The sequence below is a fragment of the Streptomyces sp. NPDC034043 genome (assembly GCF_055575675.1).
The window spans coordinates 18,674-42,146 of record NZ_JBVISF010000011.1 but is presented as its reverse complement, the minus strand read 5'-3'; the positions used below and the strand labels follow the sequence as shown (position 1 = coordinate 42,146).

Below are 23,473 nucleotides of genomic sequence, written 5' to 3'. Positions count from 1 at the left end.
GATGTTCGCGATAGAACTGGCCGACGACGCCCAGCTGTTCCCGCTGGAGGTGTGGCACGCCGAGGAGTTCCTGGCGCACATGGACCGGGGCCGCGAGTTCATCGGCCGGTACATCGGGCTGCCGGACCGCGTCACCGACCTCGCCTCGGCGCGGCACCTGCTCGGCTCCAAGGCGGAGGAGGCCGCCAGGGACGGCGCCCGGCTCTACGGCATCCGCGTCGGCGGCGCCCTCGTCGGCGGGGTCCTCTTCCGGGAATTCGACGCCGCCGCCGGCAACTGCGAGGTCGGCTGCTGGCTGGAGCCCGCGGCGGCCGGCCGGGGCCTGGTCGCCAAGGCCTGCCGGGTCCTGATCGACTGGGCCTTCGACGTGCGCGGCATGCACCGCGTGGAATGGCACGTGGCCTCCGGCAACGAGAAGAGCATCGCCCTCGCCGAACGCCTCGGACTGACCCGCGACGGCGTCATGCGGCAGAACCACCTCCACCGCGGCGTCCGCCAGGACACCGAGATCTGGGCCGTCCTCGCCCACGAGTGGGCCGCCGCCCGCCCCGCCTAGGGCCCCGCCAGGGGCCCGCCGCCACCACCGGCGCAGCGTCCGCCGCCCTCTCAGGAACCTCTCAGAAACGCCGCCTACGGTGCCCGGCATGGACACCACCAAGACCCCCGCCCCCGCCGCCCCCGACGCGGACGCCGCCGAGGACAAGGCCCCCGGTACCCCGGACGAGGCCGCCACAGCCGGGACGGCGGCCGCCGGCCTCGACGGCGCCCCGGCCGACACCGCCGAAGACGCCGAAGACGCCGAGGACGCGGACGCCGACGACACCTGGGAGGACGCCCCCGAGCGGAGCACCGGCGTAGGGGCCGCCGCATCCGCCGTCGTCGCCGCCGGTCTGGGCCTCGTCGCCCTCAGCGGCAGCTGGGTGTCCCGCGTCGCGGCCGAGCGCCAGACGCTCATCGGCCAGATCGAATCGGTCAGCGCGACCACCGCCAAGGAGAAGATCGCCGCCCTGTACGGCGACGCCTGGCACATGACCGCCGTCGTCAACGGTGTCCTTTCCACCCTCGCCCTCCTCCTCGCCGTCCTCGTCCTCGCCGGCCCGGCCTTCGGCGCCCCCGGCCGGGTCCACCCCGCCTGGGTCCGCTCCGTCTCCTGGGCCGCCGTCGCCCTGGGGCTCATCGGGGTCCTGCTCTTCGGCCTCATGTACTTCGACCTGCTCTTCCCGCTCCCCACGGCCGCCCAGTAGGCACCGCCTTACGGGATCTCCCCCCGGTCTTAGGCCGCCCCAGGCCTCCTCAGGGGCACCGGGCCCCGGTCTAAGGACCCCGGCACCCAGGAGATGCGGCATGAGCCCCATGTGCCGCACCCCTCTGGGACGCGATTCTCGGATCACACCGAACGAGGTGCCCGAGAAGAGCAACCAGGGAGACGAGATGTTCGAGTACGAGATCGCCACCGCCCGCCGCGCCGACCTCATCCGCGAGGCCGACCGGTACCGGATCGCCCAGGAGGCCAAGAAGGCCTCCCGCGCCTCCTCTCGGAGCCAGGAATCCGAAAGGCCGGTGAGTAGGCACCGCAGTCTCTTCACCCGCGCCGCCTGACCCGCGCCGCGGGCCCGCCCGGAGTGACCCGAGATGACGAGCGCACCGATAACGACTGCCGCCGGACCGGACCCGTGTGCGATGCTCGGCGGCGTGGAGACCAGATCTGTCAGCCCGGTGTTCGTCGGCCGAGCCGACGAACTGGCCGTACTCGTCGACGCCCTGGCGCGTGCCGCCGGCCAGGAGCCGCAGGCCCTGCTCATCGGGGGAGAGGCCGGGGTCGGCAAGACCCGCCTGACCGAGGAGTTCCTCACGGAGGCCGCCCGCCGCGGAGCCGTGGTGGCAGTCGGCGGCTGTGTGGAGATCGGGGCGGAGGGACTTCCCTTCGCCCCTTTCTCCACCGCCCTGCGCACCCTCCTGCGGCTGCTCCCCGACGAACTGGCGGAAGCGGCCGCCGGACAGGAGGACGAACTCGCCCGCATCCTCCCCGAACTCGGCGAGACCCCCCGGGGCCCCCACGACGAGGAGAGCACCGCCCGGCTCTTCGAACTGACCGCCAGGATGCTGGAACGGCTCGCGGCCGACCGCACCGTCGTCCTCGTCCTGGAAGACCTGCACTGGGCGGACACCTCCACCCGGCACCTCCTCGCCTACCTCTTCCGCACCCTCGGCCGGGGCCGGCTCGTCCTCGTCGCGACCTACCGCGCCGACGACATCCACCGCCGCCACCCGCTGCGCCCGCTCCTCGCCGAACTCGACCGGCTCCGCACCGTCCACCGCATCGAACTGCCCCGCTTCAACCGGGCCGAGGTGCGCCGCCAGCTCGCCGGGATCCTCGCCTCGCAGCCGGAGGAGACCTTCGTCGACTCCGTCTTCGACCGCTCCGACGGCAACGCCTTCTTCGTCGAGGAACTCGTCGCCTCCCGGGAGAGCGGCTGCCGCACCGGGCTCACCGAATCCCTGCGCGACCTCCTGCTCGTCCGCGTCGAGGTACTGCCCGACGCCGCCCAGCGCGTGGTGCGCATCGTCGCCGAGGGCGGCTCCACCGTCGAGTACGCCCTGCTGCGCGCCGTGGTCCGGCTCGGCGAGGACGAACTGATCGAGGCCCTGCGGGCCGCCGTCGGCGCCAACATCCTCCTCGCCACCACCGACGGCGACGGCTACCGCTTCCGCCACTCGCTGGTCCGCGAGGCCGTCAGCGACGACCTGCTGCCCGGCGAGCGCGCCCGCGTCAACCGCCGCTACGCCGAGGCCATGGAGGCCGACGGGTCGCTGGTCCGTGCCGAGGAGCGGGTCATCCGCCTGGCCAACTACTGGTACGCCGCCAACGACCCCGCCAAGGCGCTGCCCGCCGTCCTCGCCGCCTCCGTCACCGCCCGCCGCCGGCACGCCTACTCCGAGCAGCTCAGCCTGCTGGAGCGGGCCATGGACCTGTGGGACAGCGTCCCCGACGAAGTACGCGCCGACCTGCGCCCCGCGGACTACACCGAGGTGTACCCGCCCTGCGGCTGCGACCCGGCCACCACCCCGCTCCAGCGGCTCGACCTGCTCGCCGAGGCCACCGTCGCCGCCCGCTTCGGCGGTGACCGCGAACGGGCCCTGAAGCTCACCAAGCTGGCCCTGCGCACCCTCGAGGAGGACCGCGACGACCCGCTGCGCGCCGCCTGGTTCTGGACCGAGCGCTCCCGCCTCGTCGCCAACCTCGGCCGGGGCGACGGCTGGCAGGAGATAGCCAAGGCCCAGGAACTGGTCAAGGGGCTGCCCCCGTCCCAGGTGCACGCCGACGTCCTCGTCCGAGCCGCGGGCTGGGGCATGCTCCACAACCCCGGCCCCGGCAATCTCGCCGCGGCCGAACGGGCCGTGGAATACGCCCGCATGATCGGCGCCGAGGAGACCGAGCTCAACGCCCGGATCACCTACGGCTGCCTGCTCACCGACTCCGGTGACGGTGCCACCGGCCTCGCCGAACTCCACGCGGTCAAGGACCGCGCCACCGAACTCGGGTTCACCGTGGTCGCGGGTCGCGCACACGTCAACATCACCTCTCAACTCGAAGCCATGGGCCGGTCCCGCGAAGCGGTGGAACTGGCCGAACAAGGGGTCGAACTCGTCAGCAGGTCCCGGCTCCTGGACACCGAGGCCTGGGTCTGCGGGAACATGGCGGAGAGCCTGTACAGCCTCGGCCGCTGGGACGAAGCCGCCGAGGCCGCCCGCCGCACCCTGCGCGTCGGACAGAGCGCCGCCCCCCGCGGCTCCGCCTCCGCGCGCCTGGCCTACCTGGCCCTGGCCCGCGGAGAACTCGCCGAGGCCGCCCAGCAACTCGCCGCCGCGCAGACCCACTTCGGCACCCACGACAGCCAGCCCCAGCACCGGCTCCCGCTCTACCGGCTCGCCATCGGTCTGGCCGACGGAGAGGGCCGGATAGACGGCGTCCGCGCCGAGACCGCGGACGCCGTCGCCCACGGCTTCCCGCTGGGCCACCACCGCTACGCCTGGCCCCTGCTGCTGGCCTCCGCCTCCGCCGAGGCCGACGCCCGGGGCCTGTCGGCGGCCGACGCCGGCAGGGGCGCCGCCCTGGAGGTGCTGCGCACCGCCGCGCGGACCCTGGCCACCCCGGTGCCCCTGTGGACCGCGCACGCCGAGTACCTGCGGGCCGAGCTGCTCCGCGCCGAGGCCCGCGACACCGTCGCCGACTGGACCGCGGTCGAGGCGGCCGTACGCCCGCTCCAGCGCCCGTACCTGCTCGCCCGGGCCCGCCACCGGCTCGCCGAGGCCCTGCTGGTCTCCGGCGGGGACCGGGAGACGGCCGCCGACCTGCTGCGCGACGCCCACGCCGCCGCCGACGGGCTCGGTGCCCGACGGCTCCGCGAGGACCTGGCCCTGCTCGCACAGCGCGCCCGGCTCCCGCTGACCGCCGAGGAGTCCCGGCCGGCCGCACCGGCCCCGGACGCCGATCCCATCGAGGCCCTGGGCCTGACCAGCCGCGAGCGGGACGTCCTGCGCCTCGTAGCGGCGGGCGGCACCAACCGCCGGATCGCGGAGGAGCTCTTCATCTCCCCGAAGACGGCCAGCGTGCACGTCTCGAACATCCTGGCCAAGCTCGGCGTCGCGAGCCGGGGCGAGGCCGCGGCACTCGCCCACCGGCTGCGCCTCTTCGCCACCCCCCTCGCCCCGGCGGCCCCGGCCGCGCGCCTCTAGACCTGGTCGGCCTCGTCGGCTCCGTCGGTCCCGTCGGCGCCAGGGTCCCGGACCGCCTCGGCGGCGGGGCGTATGAGCACCTTGCCGGAGTCGAGGTCTATGGGCCCCCGTCCCGGATCGCCGTCACCGACGTCGGTCCGGGACAGCTCCAGCCGCTTCTTCTCCTCGTCCGTGTGCTTGCGTCCCGGGTTGAACAGCTCCTCGATCATGTTGAACACGCGTCCACCCTGCCTTCCGCCCCTTCCGGAGCCGTTCAGGTCACCGCACCGTCAGTGTCAGGATCCTGTCGTCGCCCGCTTCCGGCGAACCGCGCCCGTCCGTCTCGCTCGTCACCAGCAGCAAGCCGTCCCCGCCGAGGGGTACCACCGTGCGCAGCCGGCCGTACTTCCCCTGGAGGAAGGCCTCAGGCTCCGCCGCCGGGGCAGCCCCCTTCAGCGGGATCCGCCATAGCCGCTCGCCCTTCAGTCCGGCCATCCAGATCGAGCCCTCCGCCCAGGCGATCCCGCTCGGCGACGCCTCGTCCGGTTTCCACACCGCCACCGGATCACGGAACCCGGCCTTGCCCGCCTTCCCCTCCGCCTCCGGCCAGCCGTAGTTGCCACCCGGCTCGATGAGGTTCAGCTCGTCCCAGGTCCGCTGGCCGAACTCGGACGCCCACAGCCGCTTGTCCTCGTCCCAGGCGAGGCCCTGCACATTGCGGTGCCCGTACGAGTAGACGACGGAGCCGGCTTCCGGATTGCCGTGCGCCGGCTGCCCGTCCGGGGTCATCCGCAGGATCTTCCCGCCGGGCGATTTCCGGTCCTGCGCCAGCGACGTGTCCCCGGTCTCCCCCGTGCCGGCGTAGAGCATCCGGTCCGGGCCGAAGGCGATCCGGCCGCCGTTGTGGATCAGCCCCTTGGGGATGCCCCGGAACACCGTGTCCGGCGCGCCCAGTTGCTGCCCGGCCGGTCTCTGCTCGTCGTACCGCATCCGGGCGATGCGGTTGTCGGACTCGGTCGTGAAGTACGCGTAGACCATCCGGTCCGAGGCGAAGGTCGGGGACACGGCCAGACCCAGGAGTCCGCCCTCCCCGCCCGGGGCGACCCCGGGGACCTCCCCGATCCGCGTCACCGCACCCGTGTCCGTCCGCACCCGGCTGATGGTGCCCTTGTCCCGGGAGGCGACCAGCAGGTCCCCGCCGGGCAGCGGGGCCACGCCCCAGGGGGTGTCCAGGCCCTTGGCCACCTCTCCCGACACCGTCACCGACCCCTTCGCCGGCGGCCCCGACGCCTCCGGACGGCCCGAGGCCCCAGGGGACGCCGCTCCCGTCGGCGGCGAGCCCGGTGGCGAACCGCCAGGCCCGGCCCGTTCGCCGTCCGGCGGGGAGCAGCCCGCCGCCAGCAGGGCACCGCACCCCGCCAGCGCGAGCGCCGCCAGCACGCCCCGGCGCCGCGCGGGCCCGCCCCCGTACCCCGGCGCCGCCCCCGGGCCCCGCGCCCCGTCCTCCTGAAACCGCCCGTACCGCATGGTCCCGCTCCCCTCCGGCCGTCCTCAGCCGTCCGTCCCAGCCTCGTGCCCTCCAGTCCTGCCCTTCACATGACTCAACAGACCCGGCCGCTCCCGAAGTTCCATCCCTCGTACACCCGATCGAGTGGATGTGGGGAAGCCGGAGAGATCCGGAGGCGCCCGCTAGTCCCAGGCTCCCACCGCCGCCGGCAGCCCCGCTATCTCGGCCAGCTCCCCGGCCGTGAGGCGTACCTCGGCCGCCGCGGCGTTCTCCGCCGCCCACTGCGCCCGCTCCGCCCCCGGCACCGGCACCACGTGCGGTCCCTGCGCCAGCACCCAGGCCAGCGCCACCTGCGCCGCCGTGACCCCGGGCCCCCGCCGCCGGGCCACCCGCCGCAGCCCCGCCACCAGTACCTGGTTGGAGGCCATCGCGTGCGCCGTGAACCGAGGGTGCCGCGCACGCACGTCCGCGTCCTCGAAACCCTGCCCCGGCGTCAGCGTCCCGGTCAGGAACCCGCTGCCCAGCGGCATCGCCGCCAGCAGCCCCACCCCCCGCGCCGCACACCACGGCAGCAGCTGCCACGCCGCCTCCGGCGACCACACGGACAGCTCCGCCTGCACCGCCGTCACCGGGAACACCTGCTGCACCCGCTCCAGCTGCCGCACGGTCGTGCGGTACCCCCGGTCCCCCCGGCGCCCCGCACCCGGCCCGGCCCCCGCACCCAGTGCGCAGAACCCCAGCGCCCGTACCTTCCCGGCGCCCACCAGCTCCGCCATGGCTCCCCAGGTCTCCTCCACGGGCACCTCCGGATCCACCCGGTGCAGCTGGTAGAGGTCTATGACGTCGGTCCGCAGCCGCCTCAACGAGGCGTCGCACGCCCGCCGCACGTACCCCGGCCGCCCGTCGGCCACCACGTGCCCCTCACCCGCCCGCAGCCCCACCTTGGCGGAGACGAAGGCCTCGGCCCGCCGCTCCCGCAGCACCCGGCCCAGCACCAGCTCGTTGGTGAACGGCCCGTACAGATCGGCCGTGTCCAGCAGGTTCGCCCCCAGGTCCAGCGCCGTGTGCAAGGTGCGCAGCGATTCCTCGCCCCGCCGGCGCGAAGGCGCGTAGGCCCAGCTCATCGGCATGCAGCCGAGCCCTATGGCTCCCACCGTCAGCGGTCCCGACCCGATCGACCTGCGCTCCACCCCTGCGTCCCCCTTCCGGCCCGGTCCCGGTCCGGCCTTCAAACTAACGGCTTGATCCAGTTCCCTTCGCATAGCCTCGCGATCATGACTGCGACGACCGGGGACGTCTGGCTCCCCTTCCCGCCCGGACAGATCGACGGCCTCCCCGACTGCTTCCGCTACCGCCAGTGGGACGGAGAGGACACCTTTCCGGCCGATCCGGCCGACTGCGTCTTCTACGTCACCCCGTACATGAAGTCCCAGGAGGTGACCCTGCGTCCGCTCGCGGCGATGCCCGCCCTGCGCGTGGTGCAGACCCTCACCGCCGGCATCGACCACGTCCTGCCCGGCCTCGGCGACCTCCGCCCGGGCGTCCGGCTGTGCAACGCCCGCGGCGTCCACGAGGCCAGCACCGCCGAGCTCGCCCTCACCCTCACCCTCGCCTCCCTGCGCGGCATCCCCGGCATGGTGCGCGGCCAGGACCGGGAGGAGTGGCGCGGCGGCTTCTACGCGGCCCTCGCGGACCGGTCCGTCCTGATCGTCGGCTACGGGGCGATCGGCGAGGCCGTCGAGGACCGGCTCGTCCCCTTCGAGTGCGGCCGGATCACGCGCGTCGCCCGCTCGGCCCGCACCGCCCCGCACGGCCCGGTCCACGCCCTCGCCGATCTCCCCGCCCTCCTGCCCGAGGCGGACGTGGTGGTGCTGACCACCCCGCTGACCGAGGACACCCGGGGCCTCGCCGGCGCCGCCTTCCTCGGGCGGATGAAGGACGGCGCCCTCCTGGTGAACGTCTCGCGGGGGCCGGTCGTCGACACCGCCGCCCTGCTGGCGGAGCTGGAGGCCGGCCGGCTGCGCGCCGCCCTCGACGTCACGGACCCCGAGCCGCTGCCCGCGGGCCACCCCCTCTGGCACGCTCCCAACGTGCTGATCACCCCCCATGTGGGCGGCAGCAGCTCGGCGTTCGAGCCCAGGGCGAAGCGGCTCGTGGCCCGCCAGCTCACCCGGTTCGCCGCCGGGCAGGAAGTCGGCAACACCGTGCTGATCAAGGACTGAGGCGGGCGCGCCCCCGCCCCGGAAGCAGCGCGCGCGCAGGTCCGGCGGCAGGGCGGCGGCCATCCCGACGCGAACGGTGGCCACGACCCCCCTCATGGTAACTGAGCGTAGAGAAGCTATGTCGCTGAGTGACGAAAGTGGTGTATCGTCCGGAACAAGGGGCTGCGCCACGTACGTCTGGCGCTGGGGAGTGATCGGACACTTTGGGGGGCGACGGGCGATGCACGGCCAATGGACGAAGGATCCGATGCGGCAGAGCCGCCGGAGGCGGCGCCGCCGACACTGGGTTGCGCCAGAACCGTCCGGCGAGGGGCACCGGTGAGCGCCCAGGGGGCGGCGCTCCTGACCCGGTCGCCGGTCACGGGCGGCGGCCGGAGCATCGCGGCGCAAGTCCTCCTCGCACTCGTGAGCGGCGGCTACGCCGTCGGGGCCGCCCTCGGCTGGGGGTCGGACGAACTCGCCAAGATCATGGGCGACTTCGGGCTCAGCGCCGCCGGATTACTGGCCGCGTTCTCCTGCTACCACTACGCCCGCACGATCGACCGGCGTGAGCGCCCCGCCTGGCTGATGTTCGCCTTCTCCTCGCTCATGGGCGGCCTGGGGAACGCGGTCTGGGGCTGGTACGAGGTGGTCCTCGACCAGAAGCTCCCCGAGCCCTCGATCGCCGACTTCGCCTTCCTCTGCTTCGCACCGCCCGCCATCGTGGGCCTGCTCGTCCTGGCCAAACGCCCGGTCACCCGCGCCGGTTGGGTCTGCCTCGGCCTCGACTCCTGGCTCATCGGCGGCTCCCTGCTGACCCTCTCCTGGAGCCTGGCCCTCGCCAACGCCGCCCGCACCGCCCAGTCGGGCGCCCCCGGCAACGTGCTGCGCGCCGCGCTCTCGCTCGCGTACCCGCTCCTCGACATCGCGCTGGTCTCGATGGTCCTGGTGCTGCACTTCCGGCGCTCGGCGAACAACCGCTCGGCGGTCAACACGGCGATCGCGGCCCTCGCCCTGACCGTCCTGAGCGACGCGCTGTTCACCTCGCCGCTGCTCAACACCACGTACAGCTCCGGGGAGATCCTCGACGCCGGCTGGTTCGCGGGCTCGCTGCTGCTCGCGTACGCCCCCTGGGGCGCCCGCCGGCCCGAACCGGCGCCCCGCCCCTCGCCGCCGCGCCACGACCGGCCGCACAGCCGTCCCATCACCGGCTCGCTGCCCGCCCTCACCCCGTACCTCGCGGCCGCCGTCTGCACCCTCGGCATCCTGGCCAACGTCGTGGACGGCCGGAAGGTCGACCGGATGGTGGTCTTCACCGGCTGCACCGTCGTCCTCGCCCTCGTCATCCGGCAGGGCATCATGCTCCTCGACAACATCGCGCTCACCCAGGAACTGGCCCAGAAGGAGAACCACTTCCGATCCCTGGTCCAGGGCTCCAGCGACGTCATCATGATCGCCGCGCCCACCGGGACCCTGCGCTACGTCAGCCCCGCCGCCGCCGGGGTCTACGGCCGCGAGGCGGAGGAGCTGGTCGGCACGGAGCTCGCCGCCCTGATCCACCCCGAGGACCTCGGCCGGGTGGTCCACGAGGTGCGCCGCTTCCTGGCCGCCCCGCCCGCCGAGGAGCCCACCACCCGCATCGAGTGCCGCTTCAGGTCGGGCGGCGGCGAGTGGCTGAACGTGGAGTCCACGGTCAACCGCCACCAAGGCGGGCTCATCCTCAACAGCCGCGACGTCACCGAGCGGGTCCGCCTCCAGGCCCAGCTCCAGCACAGCGCCGAGCACGACCCGCTGACCGACCTGCCCAACCGGGCCCTGTTCACCCGCCGGGTCCGCCAGGCCCTCACCGGCCGCCGGGCCGGCGACCACAGCACCGCCGTGCTCTTCATCGACCTCGACGGCTTCAAGGCCGTCAACGACACCATCGGCCACCAGGCCGGCGACGAGCTGCTCATCGAGGCCGCCCGCCGCCTCCAGGACGCCGTCCGGGCCGGGGACACCGCCGCCCGGCTCGGCGGCGACGAGTTCGCCGCGCTCATCCTCGGCGACGGCAGCCGCGACCGCAGTGCCCGCGAGTGCCAGGTCCACGACATCGCCGACCGGCTGCGCGCCACCCTCTCCCAGCCCTACCGCATCGCCGGGAGCGAGGTCCGGGTGGCCGCCAGCATCGGCGTCGCCTTCGCCGACCCCGGCATCACCCCCGCGGACCTCATGCGCAACGCGGACCTCGCGATGTACCGGGCCAAGGCGGGCGGCAAGGACCGGGTCGAGCTGTACGCGCCGCAGATGCAGGCCGAGATCGTCCGCAAGGCCGAGCTGGCCGGGCGGCTGCGCACCGCCCTGCACGACGGTGACTTCGCCCTGCTGCACCAGCCCGTGGTCTGCCTGGCCACCGGCGAGGTCACGGCGGTCGCCGCGCAGGCCCGCTGGCGTTCGGCCCAGGGGATCCTCTTCACCCCCGCCGAATTCCTCCGGGTGGCCGAGCACAGCGAGGGCGGCCCGGCCGCCGGGCCGGACGCCTCCCGCACGGCCGAACTGGGCCGATGGCTCCTCGAACAGGCGGTGGAGCAGGCCGCCGAGCGGCACCGGGCGGGGCACGGCGTACCAGTGGCCGTCCGGATGACCGCCCAGCGGCTGCTGGACCTCTCCGTGCCCGGGGGGAGCGTGGAGGCCCTCCTGAACCGCCACGGGCTGCCCTCCGGCGCCCTCGTGCTGGAACTGGCCGCCTCCGACCCCAGGGTGCCCTTCGACGAGCTGGAGCGCCGCCTGACGGCCCTGCACCGGCTCGGCGTACGGATCGCCCTCGATGGCTTCGGCAGCGGCTACGCGGCCATCAGCGCCCTGCGCCGCCTCCCGGTGGACCTGCTCAAACTGGACCGGGGGCTGGTCGAAGGCGTGGTCGAATCGGCCAGGCTGCACAAGATCACGGCTGGATTGTTGCGCATCGCAAACGACCTCGGCATGCAGTCCGTGGCCGACGGGGTGGACCACCCCGAGCAGGTGCTGGCCCTGCGGGCGATGGGGTGCACCCACGGCCAGGGCGCGGCCTTCTCCGGACCACTCGACGAATACAGGCTGCGCCGCTCGCTCGTGAGAGGTACGTTCCCAGTACCGGGCGGTACGGCCCAGCCGGCCTTGGCCGGAGGCTCGTCCGGTGGCTCGATGGTCATCCATGGGGGCTCACATAATGAGACGCCCGTCCCACCCGCTTGACATCCACCTCCCGCCGGAGGGAGGGTCAATGCCATGCGCACCCGAATTCTCGTACTTGGAAAGCGCGTCGGCTGAAGCTGGGGCCTGCATGTCCCCGCTCGACACCACCGACGCGCTCCCCTCGCTTGCCACCCGGCACGAGGGGTTTTTTGTTGCACTGGCACACGTCTCCGGACCTGATCCGGAGCACCCCCGCTCCTCGTAAAACCCTCAGCTTCGAGAAGAGAATGCCGATGACCGAGCAGGCCTCCGGGGCCCACCATCCGCAGCCGCGGCCCCGTACGGGCGGACAGCAGTCCGCCGCAGTTGAGCACGTGACGGGTGCGCAGTCCCTCATCCGCTCTCTCGAAGAGGTGGGGTGCGACACCGTCTTCGGTATCCCGGGCGGCGCCATCCTCCCGGCCTACGACCCGATGATGGACAGCAAGAGGGTCCGTCACATCCTGGTCCGCCACGAGCAGGGGGCCGGCCACGCCGCCACCGGCTACGCCCAGGCCACCGGCAAGGTCGGCGTCTGCATGGCCACGTCCGGCCCGGGCGCCACCAACCTGGTCACCCCGATCGCCGACGCGCACATGGACTCCGTCCCGCTCGTCGCCATCACGGGCCAGGTCTCCTCCAAGGCGATCGGCACCGACGCCTTCCAGGAGGCGGACATCGTCGGCATCACCATGCCGATCACCAAGCACAACTTCCTGGTCACCAAGGCCGAGGACATCCCGAGGACGATCGCCGAGGCCTTCCACATCGCCTCCACCGGCCGCCCCGGCCCGGTCCTGGTCGACATCGCCAAGGACGCCCTCCAGGCGAAGACCACGTTCTCCTGGCCGCCCGCCACGGACCTGCCCGGCTACCGGCCCGTCACCAAGCCCCACGCCAAGCAGATCCGCGAGGCCGCCAAGCTCATCTGCCAGGCCAAGCGCCCCGTCCTGTACGTCGGCGGCGGCGTCATGAAGTCCGGTGCCACGGCCGAGCTCAAGGTCCTCGCCGAGCTGACCGGCGTCCCGGTCGCCACCACGCTGATGGCCCTGGGCTCCTTCCCCGACAGCCACCCGCTGCACGTCGGCATGCCGGGCATGCACGGCTCCGTCACCGGTGTCACCGCGCTGCAGAAGTCGGACCTGCTGATCGCGCTCGGCACCCGCTTCGACGACCGCGTCACCGGCAAGCTGGACAGCTTCGCCCCCTTCGCCAAGGTCATCCACGCGGACATCGACCCGGCCGAGATCGGCAAGAACCGGGAGGTCGACGTCCCGATCGTGGGCGACGCCCGCGAGGTGATCGCCGACCTGATCCAGGCCGTCCAGGCCGAGCACACGGAGGGCCACGCGGGCGACTACACCGCCTGGTGGAAGGACCTCAACCGCTGGCGCGAGACCTACCCGCTGGGCTACGACCTGCCCGAGGACGGCATGCTCTCCCCGCAGCAGGTCATCGAGCGGATCGGCGCGCTCGCACCCAAGAGCACGATCTTCGCGGCGGGCGTCGGCCAGCACCAGATGTGGGCCTCGCACTTCGTCAAGTACGAGGAGCCGCGCACCTGGCTGAACTCCGGCGGCGCCGGAACCATGGGCTACGCGGTCCCCGCCGCGATGGGCGCCAAGGTCGGGATGCCGGAGCGCACCGTCTGGGCGATCGACGGCGACGGCTGCTTCCAGATGACCAATCAGGAACTGGTCACCTGCGCGCTGAACAACATCCCGATCAAGGTCGCGATCATCAACAACGGTGCGCTGGGCATGGTCCGCCAGTGGCAGACCCTGTTCTACAACCAGCGGTACTCCAACACCGTGCTGCACGCGGACGAGACGGGCCACGACACCGTGGGCTCGCAGCTCGGCGAGTCCAACGCGCCCCGCAAGGGCACCCGCGTCCCGGACTTCGTCAAGCTGTCCGAGGCCATGGGCTGCGTCGCGCTGCGCTGCGAGGACCCGGCGGACCTGGACAAGGTCATCGCCGAGGCCAACGCGATCAACGACCGCCCGGTCGTGATCGACTTCATCGTCCACGAGGACGCCATGGTGTGGCCGATGGTCGCCGCCGGCACCTCCAACGACGAGGTCATGGCAGCCCGGGGCGTCCGCCCCGACTTCGGCGACAACGAAGACGACTGAGCCGAGAGAGCCCGAGAGAGAGAACGACTCACATGTCCAAGCACACGCTCTCCGTCCTGGTCGAGAACACGCCCGGCATCCTCGCCCGGATCGCCGCGCTGTTCTCCCGCCGCGGGTTCAACATCGACTCCCTCGCGGTCGGCGTCACCGAGCACCCCGACATCTCCCGCATCACCATCGTGGTCAACGTCGAGGACCTTCCGCTGGAGCAGGTGACCAAGCAGCTCAACAAGCTGGTCAACGTGCTCAAGATCGTCGAGCTGGAGCCGTCGAACGCCATCGAGCGCGAGCTCGTCCTCGTGAAGGTCCGCGCCGACAACGAGACCCGCTCGCAGATCGTCGAGATCGTCCAGCTGTTCCGCGCCAAGACCGTCGACGTCTCCCCGGAGGCCGTCACCATCGAGGCCACCGGCGGCAGCGACAAGCTCGGCGCCATGCTCAAGATGCTGGAGCCCTTCGGCATCAAGGAGCTCGTGCAGTCCGGCACCATCGCCATAGGGCGTGGCGGACGGTCCATCACGGACCGCAGCCTGCGCTCCCTCGAGCGCAGCGCCTGAGCCCCGCGCGTCCGGTTCAGGACGCGGGGCTGACACGCCGGCCCGCATAGCGAGACCGAGAAACTCTTATTCCGTTCCCCGCCGTACGGTGGGAGCAACACCAGCGCACCAAGGAGATATCCCAGTGGCCGAGCTGTTCTACGAGAACGACGCCGACCTGTCCATCATCCAGGGCCGCAAGGTCGCGGTCATCGGTTACGGCAGCCAGGGCCACGCCCACGCGCTGTCGCTCCGTGACTCCGGCGTCGACGTCGTCGTCGGCCTCAAGGAGGGCTCCAGCTCCAAGGCCAAGGCCGAGGAGCAGGGCCTGAAGGTCGTCTCCGTGGCCGAGGCCGCCGAGTGGGCGAACGTCATCATGATCCTGACCCCGGACCCGCTCCAGGCCGAGATCTACGAGGCGTCCATCAAGGACCACCTGCAGGAGGGCGACGCGCTCTTCTTCGGCCACGGCTTCAACGTCCGCTACGGCTTCATCAAGCCCCCGGCCAACGTGGACGTCGCCCTGGTCGCCCCGAAGGGCCCGGGCCACCTGGTCCGCCGTCAGTACGAGGAGGGCCGCGGCGTTCCGTGCATCGCCGCCGTCGAGCAGGACTTCTCGGGCAACGCCTTCGCCCTGGCCCTGTCGTACGCGGCCGGCATCGGCGGCACCCGCGCCGGCGTCATCAAGACCACCTTCACCGAGGAGACCGAGACCGACCTGTTCGGTGAGCAGGCCGTCCTGTGCGGTGGCGCCTCCGCTCTGGTCAAGGCCGGTTTCGAGACCCTGACCGAGGCCGGCTACCAGCCGGAGATCGCGTACTTCGAGTGCCTGCACGAGCTGAAGCTCATCGTCGACCTCATGTACGAGGGCGGCCTGGAGAAGATGCGCTGGTCGGTCTCCGAGACCGCCGAGTGGGGCGACTACATCACCGGCCCGCGCGTCATCACCGACGCCACCAAGGCCGAGATGAAGAAGGTCCTGGAGGAGATCCAGAGCGGCAAGTTCGCCGAGGAGTGGATGGCCGAGTACAAGGCCGGTCTGCCGAAGTACAACGAGTACAAGAAGGCGGACTCCGAGCACCTGCTGGAGACCACCGGCAAGAAGCTGCGCAAGCTGATGAGCTGGGTCGACAACGACGAGAGCTGATCTCGTGAACGGCGGGGCCGGGACGGTGCGTCCCGGCCCCGCCGCGCATCCGCCGGCTCCACCGGTCGAGGTTCACCGGAATGTAGCCCTCGGATAGCGCGGATTGTCCACCCCGGCCAATCCCGGACGGGTGATCCTTCCGTACAGGAGGAAATCCGCGCCCGAACCGCTACTACACTGCTGAACACAACGCGTCAGGCCCACAGTGTCGTGCGTCTTCCACGCGGCTACCCCCTCCACCGCCTGCGGCCGTCGGGACGGCCGTCCGCACTGGACTTGTGAGGACCCACGTGAGCTCGAAACCTGTCGTACTCATCGCCGAAGAGCTGTCGCCCGCCACGGTGGACGCGCTCGGTCCGGACTTCGAGATCCGGCACGTCAACGGCGCCGACCGCGCCGAGCTGCTCCCCGCGATCACGGACGTCGACGCGATCCTCGTCCGCTCCGCCACCAAGGTGGACGCCGAGGCCATCGCCGCGGCCAAGAAGCTGAAGGTCGTCGCCCGCGCCGGTGTCGGCCTCGACAACGTCGACGTCTCCGCCGCCACCAAGGCGGGCGTCATGGTCGTGAACGCCCCGACCTCCAACATCGTCACCGCCGCCGAGCTGGCCTGCGGCCTGCTCGTGGCCACCGCCCGCAACATTCCGCAGGCCAACACCGCCCTGAAGAACGGCGAGTGGAAGCGGAACAAGTACACGGGCGTCGAGCTCAGCGAGAAGACCCTCGGCGTCGTCGGCCTCGGCCGCATCGGTGTCCTGGTCGCCCAGCGCATGTCGGCCTTCGGCATGAAGGTCGTCGCGTACGACCCGTACGTACAGCCCGCGCGCGCCGCCCAGATGGGCGTCAAGATGCTGACGCTGGACGAGCTGCTCGAGGTCGCCGACTTCATCACCGTGCACCTGCCGAAGACCCCCGAGACCGTCGGTCTCATCGGGGACGAGGCCCTGCACAAGGTGAAGCCGTCCGTCCGCATCGTCAACGCCGCGCGCGGCGGGATCGTGGACGAGGCCGCGCTGTACTCGGCCATCAAGGAGGGCCGCGTCGCCGGCGCCGGCCTCGACGTGTACGCGAAGGAGCCCTGCACGGACTCCCCGCTCTTCGAGCTCGACCAGGTCGTCTGCACCCCGCACCTCGGAGCGTCCACGGACGAGGCCCAGGAGAAGGCCGGCATCGCGGTGGCCAAGTCGGTGCGGCTCGCCCTCGCCGGCGAGCTCGTGCCGGACGCGGTCAACGTCCAGGGCGGTGTCATCGCCGAGGACGTCCGTCCGGGCCTGCCGCTCGCCGAGAAGCTCGGCCGCATCTTCACCGCCCTCGCGGGCGAGGTCGCGGTCCGCCTCGACGTCGAGGTCTGCGGCGAGATCACCCAGCACGACGTCAAGGTGCTGGAACTCTCCGCCCTCAAGGGTGTCTTCGAGGACGTCGTCGACGAGACGGTCTCCTACGTCAACGCCCCGCTGTTCGCGCAGGAGCGCGGCGTCGAGGTCCGACTGACCACCAGCTCGGAGTCCCCGGACCACCGCAACGTGGTGACCGTCCGCGGCACCCTGTCGGACGGCCAGGAGGTGTCCGTCTCCGGCACGCTCGCCGGCCCGAAGCACCTTCAGAAGATCGTGGGCGTCGGTGAGTACGACGTGGACCTGGCCCTGGCCGACCACATGATCGTCCTGCGCTACACCGACCGCCCGGGCGTCGTCGGCAAGGTCGGCCAGCTCCTCGGCGAGGCCGGTCTGAACATCGCGGGCATGCAGGTCGCCCGCGCCGAGGAGGGCGGCGAGGCGCTCGTCGTCCTCACCGTCGACGCGGCGGTCCCGGCGGACGTCCTCGCGGCCATCTCGGCGGAGATCGGCGCCGCCTCGGCCCGTACGGTCAACCTCGGCTGACCGTCGCACGCCGTCGAAGGGGCCCGGGGCGTCAACCCCGGGCCCCTTCGTGTCACCCCCTGCCCGAGGGGGCGCGTACGGGTGGGACGCCCGTATATGACGGATGTATAAACACTGCGTGCGAGACCTTCGTCCAGGACGGCCGCCTTGCTACGGTGACGGCCATGGGACACAAAGAGGATCTCCTCGAAGGCGCCAAGAAGTGCCTGGTCGAGAAAGGTTTCGTACGCACCACCGCGCGCGACATCGTCGGCGCCTCCGGCACGAACCTGGCCTCCATCGGCTACCACTACGGTTCCAAGGACGCCCTGCTCACCCAGGCGTTCATCGCCCTGATGCAGCAGTGGGGCGAAACGGCCTTCCAGGACGGCATGCCCGGTGAGGACGGCTCCCTGGAGCGCCTGCGCGCCCTGTGGGAAGGGGTCCTCGCCCAGCACGACACCTCCGCCCCCGTCTGGGCGGCCAGCATGGAGGTCGCGCTGAGCGGCGAACGGCTGCCGCAGCTGCGGGGGATGCTCGCCGCCTCCCAGGCCGAGGGCCGTCGCGGCCTGATCTCGCTCCTCACCGGCACCCCCGAGGAGGAGCTCACCGAACGCGACGAGCGCACCCTCGGCTCCGTCTGCCAGGCGCTGCTCAACGGCCTGATGATCCAGTGGCTGCTCGACCCCGGCACCGCCGCCTCCGCCGAGGAGTTCACCGAGGGGCTCCGCCGCATCGCGGAGGGGCTGACGGCCGCCGCGGGCGGATCCGCCGGACGCCCGCTGGAGCAGACCCGATGAGATCCGGGTTCCTGTCCGCCGGGGACGACCTCGGCCCGCTGCCGCCCGTGGGCCGCATCCCGGACGCCCGGCCGCTGCCCGGCTCCCCGGCCGGGATCATGCGGCGCTGCGCCGCCACGGCCGTGGACCTGACCATCGCCGTCGTGGTGATCCTCGTACCGCTCCTCGGGTTCGACCGGGTGCTCGGAGTCCTCGCCCTGCCCGACCGGGAATCCAGTACCGCCTGGCAGTCGGCCGCGGCGGCCTGGACGGCGGCCTTCGTGCTGCTCTACTCGCCGCTGTCCGTCTCGCGCCGGGGGGCGACGCCCGGCAAGCGGCTGATGGGCATGGAGGTCGTCGCCCGCGGGGGCGGGCGCCTCTCCTACGGGCAGGCGGTGGTCCGCCACCTCACCAACCTGGTGGTCACCGGCATCCCCTTGCTGGCCGTGGCCAACGCGTCCTCCATGACGCTCAGCCCCGACGCCCTCGGCATCCACGACAAGGCCGTCGGCAGCGCGGTCATCCACCGCCGCCCGACCTCCGCCTGAACGGCGCTCAGGCCCGCAGGCGGGCGGCCTTGAGCGCCATGTGGAGCAGCAGCCTGTCCTCGCCGGCGTCCAGGTCGAGCCCCGTCAGCTGCTCGACCCGGCCCAGCCGGTAGTACAGGGTCTGGCGGTGGATGCCCAGCTCCGCCGCCGCGCGGCCCGCCTGCCCCGCGCAGTCGAGGAACACCTCGGCGCTGCGGGCCAGTTCCCGGTGGGCCGGCGCCAGCAGGGCCCGGGTCGCCGGGTCGTCCGCCGGGCCCGCGGCCACGGCGGCCAGCATCCGGTACGGCCCGATCCCCGCCCACCGCGCCACCGGCCCCAGCCCCGGCTGCGCGGCCGCCGCCCGGGCGGCGGCGGTGGCCTGGGCCCAGGCGGCGGGCAGCTCCGTGAGCGCGCGGACCGGGTCGGACAGCCCGGCGGTGACGGCGCCGCCCCCGGACGGGCCCCGCGCACCGCCGCCCGGCCCGGCCGCCGGAGCCGCCGCCGACGGCAGCAGCCGCCCGGCCGCCGCCAGGGCCGGAGCCGTCGCGTCCCCCGACCGCAACCGCAGCAGCACCGCGAGCGCCGCCGGCGCGGGACCGGCATCCCCGCCGTCCGGGCCCTCGCCCCCCGCCGGGACCACGCACACCGCCGCCGCCCCGGGCACCGACCCCGGAGCCTCCCCGGACCACGGGGCCACGCACACGGCGGCGTGCGGTCCCTCGGCCCCGGGCCCCAGCGCCACCCGCAGCGCGGCCACCGCCATGTCCTGCTGCCAGCCCGGGCCGGCGGTCAGCACCGCCAGGAACTCCCGGGAGAGGCCGGCGCCCGCCCTGGCCTCCTCGGCGAGCAGCACCCCGATCCGCCGGGCCACGTCCATGGCGGCCTCCAGGGTGGCCGGACCCGGGCCCGGATCCTGGTCGAGGAGCCACACGTAGCCCTGCACGATGCCCCGGTACCGCACCGGCAGGCAGATCCGTCCCCGGAAGACGCCCGCGTCCGGGGCCGCCGGGATGCGCACCGGGCCGGTGGCGCGCGCGATGCCGAAGCCCTCGAACCAGGCCCGGACGGCCGCCGTCGACTGCCGGGTCAGGATCGAGCGGGTGCGCACCGGGTCCATCACGAGGTCGTCCTCGCTGTCGTGGGCGCCGAAGGCGATGAGGCGGAAGTCCCGGTTCTCCAGCGTCGCCGGGGCGCCGAGCAGCGCCGAGATCTCGTCCACCAGGTCCTGGTAATCGCCTTTCACGCGGCCATTCTCCCACTCCGCGGCCGCCCCTTCAGACAGATGTATGAGATCCGGGCCACGGATGCGTGACAGCTGTCGATGGCAGAGGATCGTGGAGATCCTTAGGTTTCACGGTGGTTTCACTCGCGTTTTCCCTACGGCCGCAGCACCACCCCCGCGGCGTCCGTTCGTCCGCTTCTGCCACCCGTTGGAGGTGCCCCGTGCTGGGTCCCGCGATCCTCGCCGCCTCGCGCAGCGACAAGATGCGCCGTATCGTTTCCGCCGCCCCGGTGACCAAGCCGGTGGTCAACCGGTTCATCCCCGGTGAGACGGTCGACCAGGTCATCCCGATCGTCGAGGAGCTGACGCGCAAGGGCCTCGAGGTCACCCTCGACGTCGTCGGCGAGGACATCACCGCCGTCGAGCAGTCCTACGCGGCCCGGGACGCCTACCTGGAGCTGATCCAGCGCCTCAAGGAGCTTCAGCTCGGCGAGACGGTCGAGATGTCGGTCAAGCTGTCCATGTTCGGCCAGGCGCTGGAGGGCGGCCACGAGCTGGCCCTCGCCAACGTCCGGCCGGTTGTCGAGGCCGCCGCCGCCATCGGCACCACCGTCACGCTGGACGCCGAGGACCACACCACCCTCGACTCGATGTTCGCCATCCACGAGGAGCTGCGCCGGGACTTCCCGCAGACCGGCTGCGTGATCCAGGCCTACCTCTTCCGCACCGAGGCCGACGCCCGCCGGCTGGCCGCCGCCGGCAGCCGCGTCCGGATCGTGAAGGGCGCGTACAAGGAGCCCGCCGAGGTCGCGTACCAGGACAAGGCCGAGATCGACAAGGCGTACGTCCGGATCATGAAGATCCTGATGGAGGGCGAGGGCTACCCGATGATCGGGTCGCACGACCCGCGCCTCATCGCCATCGCCCAGGAGCTCGCCCGGCAGGCCGGGCGCAAACTGGACGAGTACGAGTTCCAGATGCTGTACGGCATCCGCAGCGAGGAGCACCTGCGGCTCGCCGCCGAGGGCCACCGGATGCGCGTCTACACGGCCTACGGCACCGACTGGTACGGCTACTTCATGCGCCGCCTCGCCGAGAAGCCGGCCAACCTGCTCTTCTTCCTCCGCTCGATGATCACCAAGAACTAGGTCAAGGAGTTACCAGCCCCATGGATGCTGTGACCCAGGTCCCCGCGCCGGTCAACGAGCCGGTCCACTCGTACGCCCCCGGCAGCCCGGAGCGCGCGCGCCTCGAGATCCAGCTGAAGCAGCTGTCCGAGAACCCGATCGACCTCCCGATGACGATCAACGGCGTCAAGCGGATGGGCGGCGGCGAGCGCTTCGACGTCGTGCAGCCCCACGACCACAAGTCGGTCATCGGTACGTACGCCAACGCCACCGAGGCCGACGCCCAGGAGGCCGTCGACGCCGCCCTGGCCGCCGCCCCGGCCTGGCGCGCGATGTCCTTCGACGACCGCGCCGCGATCATCCTGCGCGCCGCCGAGCTGCTGGCCGGCCCGTGGCGCGAGAAGCTGGCCGCCTCCACCATGCTGGGCCAGTCCAAGACCGTGCAGCAGGCGGAGATCGACACCCCCTGCGAGCTCGTCGACTTCTGGCGCTTCAACGTCCACTTCGCCCGCCAGATCCTGGCCGAGCAGCCGGCCGCGAACAGCGCCGGCGTGTGGAACCGCAGCGACCACCGCCCGCTCGAGGGCTTCGTCTACGCGATCACCCCGTTCAACTTCACGGCCATCGCCGGCAACCTGCCCACCGCCCCCGCGCTCATGGGGAACGTGGTCGTGTGGAAGCCGTCCCCGACGCAGACCCACTCCGCGGTCCTCCTCATGGAGCTCCTGGAGGCGGCCGGTCTGCCCAAGGGCGTCATCAACCTGGTGACGGGCGACGGCATCGCCGTCTCCGAGGTGGCCCTGAACCACCCCGAGCTCGCCGGCATCCACTTCACCGGCTCGACCAAGACCTTCCAGTACCTGTGGAAGACGGTCGGCAACAACATCGAGAAGTACCGCTCCTACCCCCGCCTGGTCGGCGAGACGGGCGGCAAGGACTTCGTCGTCGCGCACCCGTCCGCGGACCGCGCGATCCTGAAGACCGCCCTGACCCGCGGCTCCTTCGAGTTCCAGGGCCAGAAGTGCTCCGCCTCCTCGCGCGCCTACGTCCCGGCCTCCATCTGGAACGACGGCTTCAAGGAGCAGTTCGCGGCCGAGGTCGACGGCATCGCCATGGGTGACGTCCGCGACCTGTCCAACTTCATCGGCGCGGTCATCGACGAGCGCTCCTTCGCGAAGAACAAGGCCGCTATCGACCGTGCGAAGGCCGACCCGACCTGCACGATCGTCGCGGGCGGCACGTACGACGACTCGGAGGGCTACTTCGTCCGCCCGACCGTCATCGAGTGCACCGACCCGGAGAACGAGGTCTTCACGACCGAGTACTTCGGCCCGATCCTCGCGATCCACGTCTACGAGGACGACAAGTACGACGAGATGCTGGCGCAGATGGAGAACGTCTCGGCCTACGCCCTGACCGGCTCCGTCATCGCCCAGGACCGCTACGCGGCCGCCGACACGATGGAGAAGCTCCGCTTCGCGGCGGGCAACTTCTACATCAACGACAAGTCGACCGGCGCCGTCGTCGGCCAGCAGCCCTTCGGTGGCGGCCGTGCCTCGGGTACGAACGACAAGGCCGGCGCGGCGTCCAACCTGCTCCGCTGGACCTCGACCCGCTCCATCAAGGAGACGCTGGTCCCGCCGACCGAGTACGGCTACCCCCACATGGGCTGACCCCGCCCGACCCCTGAATCCCGCCCCCGCTCCGGTACCCCCAAGCCCGGAGCGGGGGCGGTCCAGGTCGCGGGGGCGGACCGCGGGTTCAGACCTCCACCAGGACCTGGTCCAGGGACTTGCGGACCAGGTCCGGGACCTCGCAGTCGTCCGCGGGGTAGCCGACCGGGATCACCGCGAAGGCCTTCTCGTTCTCCGGGCGGTTCAGGACGTGCCCCAGGAAGCGCATCGGGCTCGGGGTGTGGATGAGCGCCGCCAGGCCCGACAGGTGCAGGGCCGACAGCAGCATGCCGACCGCGATGCCGACCGACTCGTCGACGTAGTAGTGCTTGCGCTTCGTGCCGTTGGGGCCGAGCCAGTAGCGCTGCTGGAAGACCACGATCAGCGCCGGCGCGTCCGTGAGGTGGGTCTTCACGGCGTCCGTGCCGATGGGGCGCAGCGCGGCGAGCCACTCGTCGCCGAGGCGGCCGTCGTAGGAGATCTGCTCCTCCTGCTCGGCCGCGGCGCGGATCTGCTGCCGGATGCCCGGGTCCTTGACCAGGACGAAGGTCCACGGCTGCTGGTGCGCCCCGGAGGGCGCGGTGGCGGCGCAGGCGATCGCGTCGCGGACGGCCTGCTCGGGGACGGGATCGGGGGAGAAGTGGCGCACCGTCCGCCGCTCGTCCATCCGGGCCCGCAACTCCGCCGCGCGCGCGAGCGATTCGGGGCCCGGCATGCGCGCGGGACGGTAGGGGACGGGCCGGTAGGGCCGGCCATGGGTGGGGGTCCACTGCTGGGTCTCAGGCGACATGCGCAGATCTTCCAGCGAGGGAACCCCCGAGGCCAGGGGAGCGTCATCAGCCAATGTCCGTT

At 72.3% G+C, this 23,473-nt stretch carries 19 protein-coding genes; 14 read left to right on the top strand and 5 right to left on the bottom strand.

Features of this window, described 5'->3' with window-relative positions; all coding sequences use genetic code 11:
* Window position 1 precedes the first annotated feature (1 nt).
* From ACZ51S_RS24655 to ACZ51S_RS24640, 4 genes are all read left to right on the top strand, one after another.
* Window positions 2-556: a GNAT family N-acetyltransferase gene (locus tag ACZ51S_RS24655; RefSeq protein WP_468475865.1), complete on the top strand. Its 555-nt coding sequence runs from the start codon at window positions 2-4 to the stop codon at window positions 554-556.
* A gap of 88 nt (window positions 557-644) precedes the next feature.
* Entirely contained in the window at window positions 645-1,244 is a 600-nt protein-coding gene (locus ACZ51S_RS24650) for a hypothetical protein (protein WP_468475866.1), read from the top strand.
* A 157-nt stretch (window positions 1,245-1,401) separates the two neighbouring features.
* Window positions 1,402-1,599 carry a hypothetical protein gene (locus ACZ51S_RS24645; RefSeq protein WP_388939938.1) on the top strand — a complete coding sequence of 66 codons (198 nt, stop codon included), beginning with the start codon at window positions 1,402-1,404 and terminating at the stop codon, window positions 1,597-1,599.
* An 81-nt stretch (window positions 1,600-1,680) separates the two neighbouring features.
* A complete protein-coding gene (locus tag ACZ51S_RS24640; RefSeq protein WP_468962068.1) occupies window positions 1,681-4,737 on the top strand; it encodes a helix-turn-helix transcriptional regulator in 3,057 nt (1,018 codons plus the stop codon).
* On the opposite strand, the gene ACZ51S_RS24635 is transcribed toward ACZ51S_RS24640, so the two are convergent.
* From ACZ51S_RS24635 to ACZ51S_RS24625, 3 genes are all read right to left on the bottom strand, one after another.
* Window positions 4,734-4,946: a DUF6191 domain-containing protein gene (locus ACZ51S_RS24635; protein ID WP_468801111.1), complete on the bottom strand. Its 213-nt coding sequence runs from the start codon at window positions 4,944-4,946 to the stop codon at window positions 4,734-4,736. The genes ACZ51S_RS24640 and ACZ51S_RS24635 overlap by 4 nt on opposite strands.
* Before the next feature lie 49 nt (window positions 4,947-4,995).
* Window positions 4,996-6,243: a PQQ-dependent sugar dehydrogenase gene (locus ACZ51S_RS24630; RefSeq protein ID WP_468961997.1), complete on the bottom strand. Its 1,248-nt coding sequence runs from the start codon at window positions 6,241-6,243 to the stop codon at window positions 4,996-4,998.
* Between the two features lie 162 nt (window positions 6,244-6,405).
* The gene (locus tag ACZ51S_RS24625) at window positions 6,406-7,413 is read right to left on the bottom strand and encodes an aldo/keto reductase (protein WP_468961995.1); all 1,008 of its coding nucleotides are present in this window, start codon (window positions 7,411-7,413) and stop codon (window positions 6,406-6,408) included.
* Window positions 7,414-7,497: 84 nt separating this feature from the next.
* Between ACZ51S_RS24625 and ACZ51S_RS24620 the strand changes: the two genes are divergently transcribed.
* From ACZ51S_RS24620 to ACZ51S_RS24585, 8 genes are all read left to right on the top strand, one after another.
* Window positions 7,498-8,445 (top strand): 2-hydroxyacid dehydrogenase, encoded by a 948-nt coding sequence (locus tag ACZ51S_RS24620; RefSeq protein ID WP_468800575.1) that lies wholly within the window; start codon window positions 7,498-7,500, stop codon window positions 8,443-8,445.
* 318 nt (window positions 8,446-8,763) lie between these two features.
* Window positions 8,764-11,637 carry a putative bifunctional diguanylate cyclase/phosphodiesterase gene (locus ACZ51S_RS24615; protein ID WP_468475870.1) on the top strand — a complete coding sequence of 958 codons (2,874 nt, stop codon included), beginning with the start codon at window positions 8,764-8,766 and terminating at the stop codon, window positions 11,635-11,637.
* Between the two features lie 227 nt (window positions 11,638-11,864).
* Window positions 11,865-13,751, top strand: coding sequence for an acetolactate synthase large subunit (locus tag ACZ51S_RS24610; RefSeq protein ID WP_468475871.1), 1,887 nt, complete (start codon window positions 11,865-11,867; stop codon window positions 13,749-13,751).
* Window positions 13,752-13,783: 32 nt separating this feature from the next.
* Window positions 13,784-14,308 carry an acetolactate synthase small subunit gene (gene ilvN, locus ACZ51S_RS24605; RefSeq protein ID WP_388939950.1) on the top strand — a complete coding sequence of 175 codons (525 nt, stop codon included), beginning with the start codon at window positions 13,784-13,786 and terminating at the stop codon, window positions 14,306-14,308.
* Between the two features lie 124 nt (window positions 14,309-14,432).
* Window positions 14,433-15,434, top strand: coding sequence for a ketol-acid reductoisomerase (gene ilvC / locus ACZ51S_RS24600; RefSeq protein ID WP_468800570.1), 1,002 nt, complete (start codon window positions 14,433-14,435; stop codon window positions 15,432-15,434).
* A gap of 290 nt (window positions 15,435-15,724) precedes the next feature.
* Window positions 15,725-17,314, top strand: a complete 1,590-nt coding sequence (gene serA / locus ACZ51S_RS24595) for a phosphoglycerate dehydrogenase (protein ID WP_388939954.1) — start codon at window positions 15,725-15,727, stop codon at window positions 17,312-17,314.
* 164 nt (window positions 17,315-17,478) lie between these two features.
* Window positions 17,479-18,093 (top strand): TetR/AcrR family transcriptional regulator, encoded by a 615-nt coding sequence (locus tag ACZ51S_RS24590; protein WP_468475873.1) that lies wholly within the window; start codon window positions 17,479-17,481, stop codon window positions 18,091-18,093.
* Window positions 18,090-18,620 (top strand): RDD family protein, encoded by a 531-nt coding sequence (locus tag ACZ51S_RS24585; protein ID WP_468475874.1) that lies wholly within the window; start codon window positions 18,090-18,092, stop codon window positions 18,618-18,620. Before ACZ51S_RS24590 ends, ACZ51S_RS24585 begins: the two co-directional genes overlap by 4 nt.
* Window positions 18,621-18,627: 7 nt before the next feature.
* Here ACZ51S_RS24585 and ACZ51S_RS24580 read toward each other — a convergent pair whose 3' ends face one another.
* The gene (locus ACZ51S_RS24580) at window positions 18,628-19,842 is read right to left on the bottom strand and encodes a PucR family transcriptional regulator (RefSeq protein ID WP_468961992.1); all 1,215 of its coding nucleotides are present in this window, start codon (window positions 19,840-19,842) and stop codon (window positions 18,628-18,630) included.
* Between the two features lie 200 nt (window positions 19,843-20,042).
* Here ACZ51S_RS24580 and ACZ51S_RS24575 point away from each other — a divergent pair, with 200 nt between their 5' ends.
* Both ACZ51S_RS24575 and pruA read left to right on the top strand, forming a co-directional pair.
* Entirely contained in the window at window positions 20,043-20,969 is a 927-nt protein-coding gene (locus ACZ51S_RS24575; protein WP_468475876.1) for a proline dehydrogenase family protein, read from the top strand.
* 20 nt (window positions 20,970-20,989) lie between these two features.
* Window positions 20,990-22,621: an L-glutamate gamma-semialdehyde dehydrogenase gene (gene pruA / locus ACZ51S_RS24570; RefSeq protein ID WP_468475877.1), complete on the top strand. Its 1,632-nt coding sequence runs from the start codon at window positions 20,990-20,992 to the stop codon at window positions 22,619-22,621.
* An 88-nt stretch (window positions 22,622-22,709) separates the two neighbouring features.
* Here pruA and ACZ51S_RS24565 read toward each other — a convergent pair whose 3' ends face one another.
* A complete protein-coding gene (locus ACZ51S_RS24565) occupies window positions 22,710-23,411 on the bottom strand; it encodes a nitroreductase family protein (RefSeq protein WP_467887991.1) in 702 nt (233 codons plus the stop codon).
* Between the last annotated feature and the right edge of the window lie 62 nt (window positions 23,412-23,473).

Excerpts from the sequence above, each read along its gene's own strand:
- ACZ51S_RS24635 (WP_468801111.1), bottom strand. The coding sequence starts at position 4,946 with ATGATCGAGGAGCTGTTCAACCCGGGACGCAAGCACACGGACGAGGAG.
- ilvN (WP_388939950.1), top strand. The coding sequence starts at position 13,784 with ATGTCCAAGCACACGCTCTCCGTCCTGGTCGAGAACACGCCCGGCATC.
- ACZ51S_RS24640 (WP_468962068.1), top strand. The coding sequence starts at position 1,681 with ATGCTCGGCGGCGTGGAGACCAGATCTGTCAGCCCGGTGTTCGTCGGC.
- ACZ51S_RS24585 (WP_468475874.1), top strand. The coding sequence starts at position 18,090 with ATGAGATCCGGGTTCCTGTCCGCCGGGGACGACCTCGGCCCGCTGCCG.
- ACZ51S_RS24630 (WP_468961997.1), bottom strand. The coding sequence starts at position 6,243 with ATGCGGTACGGGCGGTTTCAGGAGGACGGGGCGCGGGGCCCGGGGGCG.
- ACZ51S_RS24620 (WP_468800575.1), top strand. The coding sequence starts at position 7,498 with ATGACTGCGACGACCGGGGACGTCTGGCTCCCCTTCCCGCCCGGACAG.
- ACZ51S_RS24650 (WP_468475866.1), top strand. The coding sequence starts at position 645 with ATGGACACCACCAAGACCCCCGCCCCCGCCGCCCCCGACGCGGACGCC.
- ACZ51S_RS24610 (WP_468475871.1), top strand. The coding sequence starts at position 11,865 with ATGCCGATGACCGAGCAGGCCTCCGGGGCCCACCATCCGCAGCCGCGG.
- ACZ51S_RS24655 (WP_468475865.1), top strand. The coding sequence starts at position 2 with ATGTTCGCGATAGAACTGGCCGACGACGCCCAGCTGTTCCCGCTGGAG.
- pruA (WP_468475877.1), top strand. The coding sequence starts at position 20,990 with ATGGATGCTGTGACCCAGGTCCCCGCGCCGGTCAACGAGCCGGTCCAC.
- ACZ51S_RS24590 (WP_468475873.1), top strand. The coding sequence starts at position 17,479 with ATGGGACACAAAGAGGATCTCCTCGAAGGCGCCAAGAAGTGCCTGGTC.
- ACZ51S_RS24565 (WP_467887991.1), bottom strand. The coding sequence starts at position 23,411 with ATGTCGCCTGAGACCCAGCAGTGGACCCCCACCCATGGCCGGCCCTAC.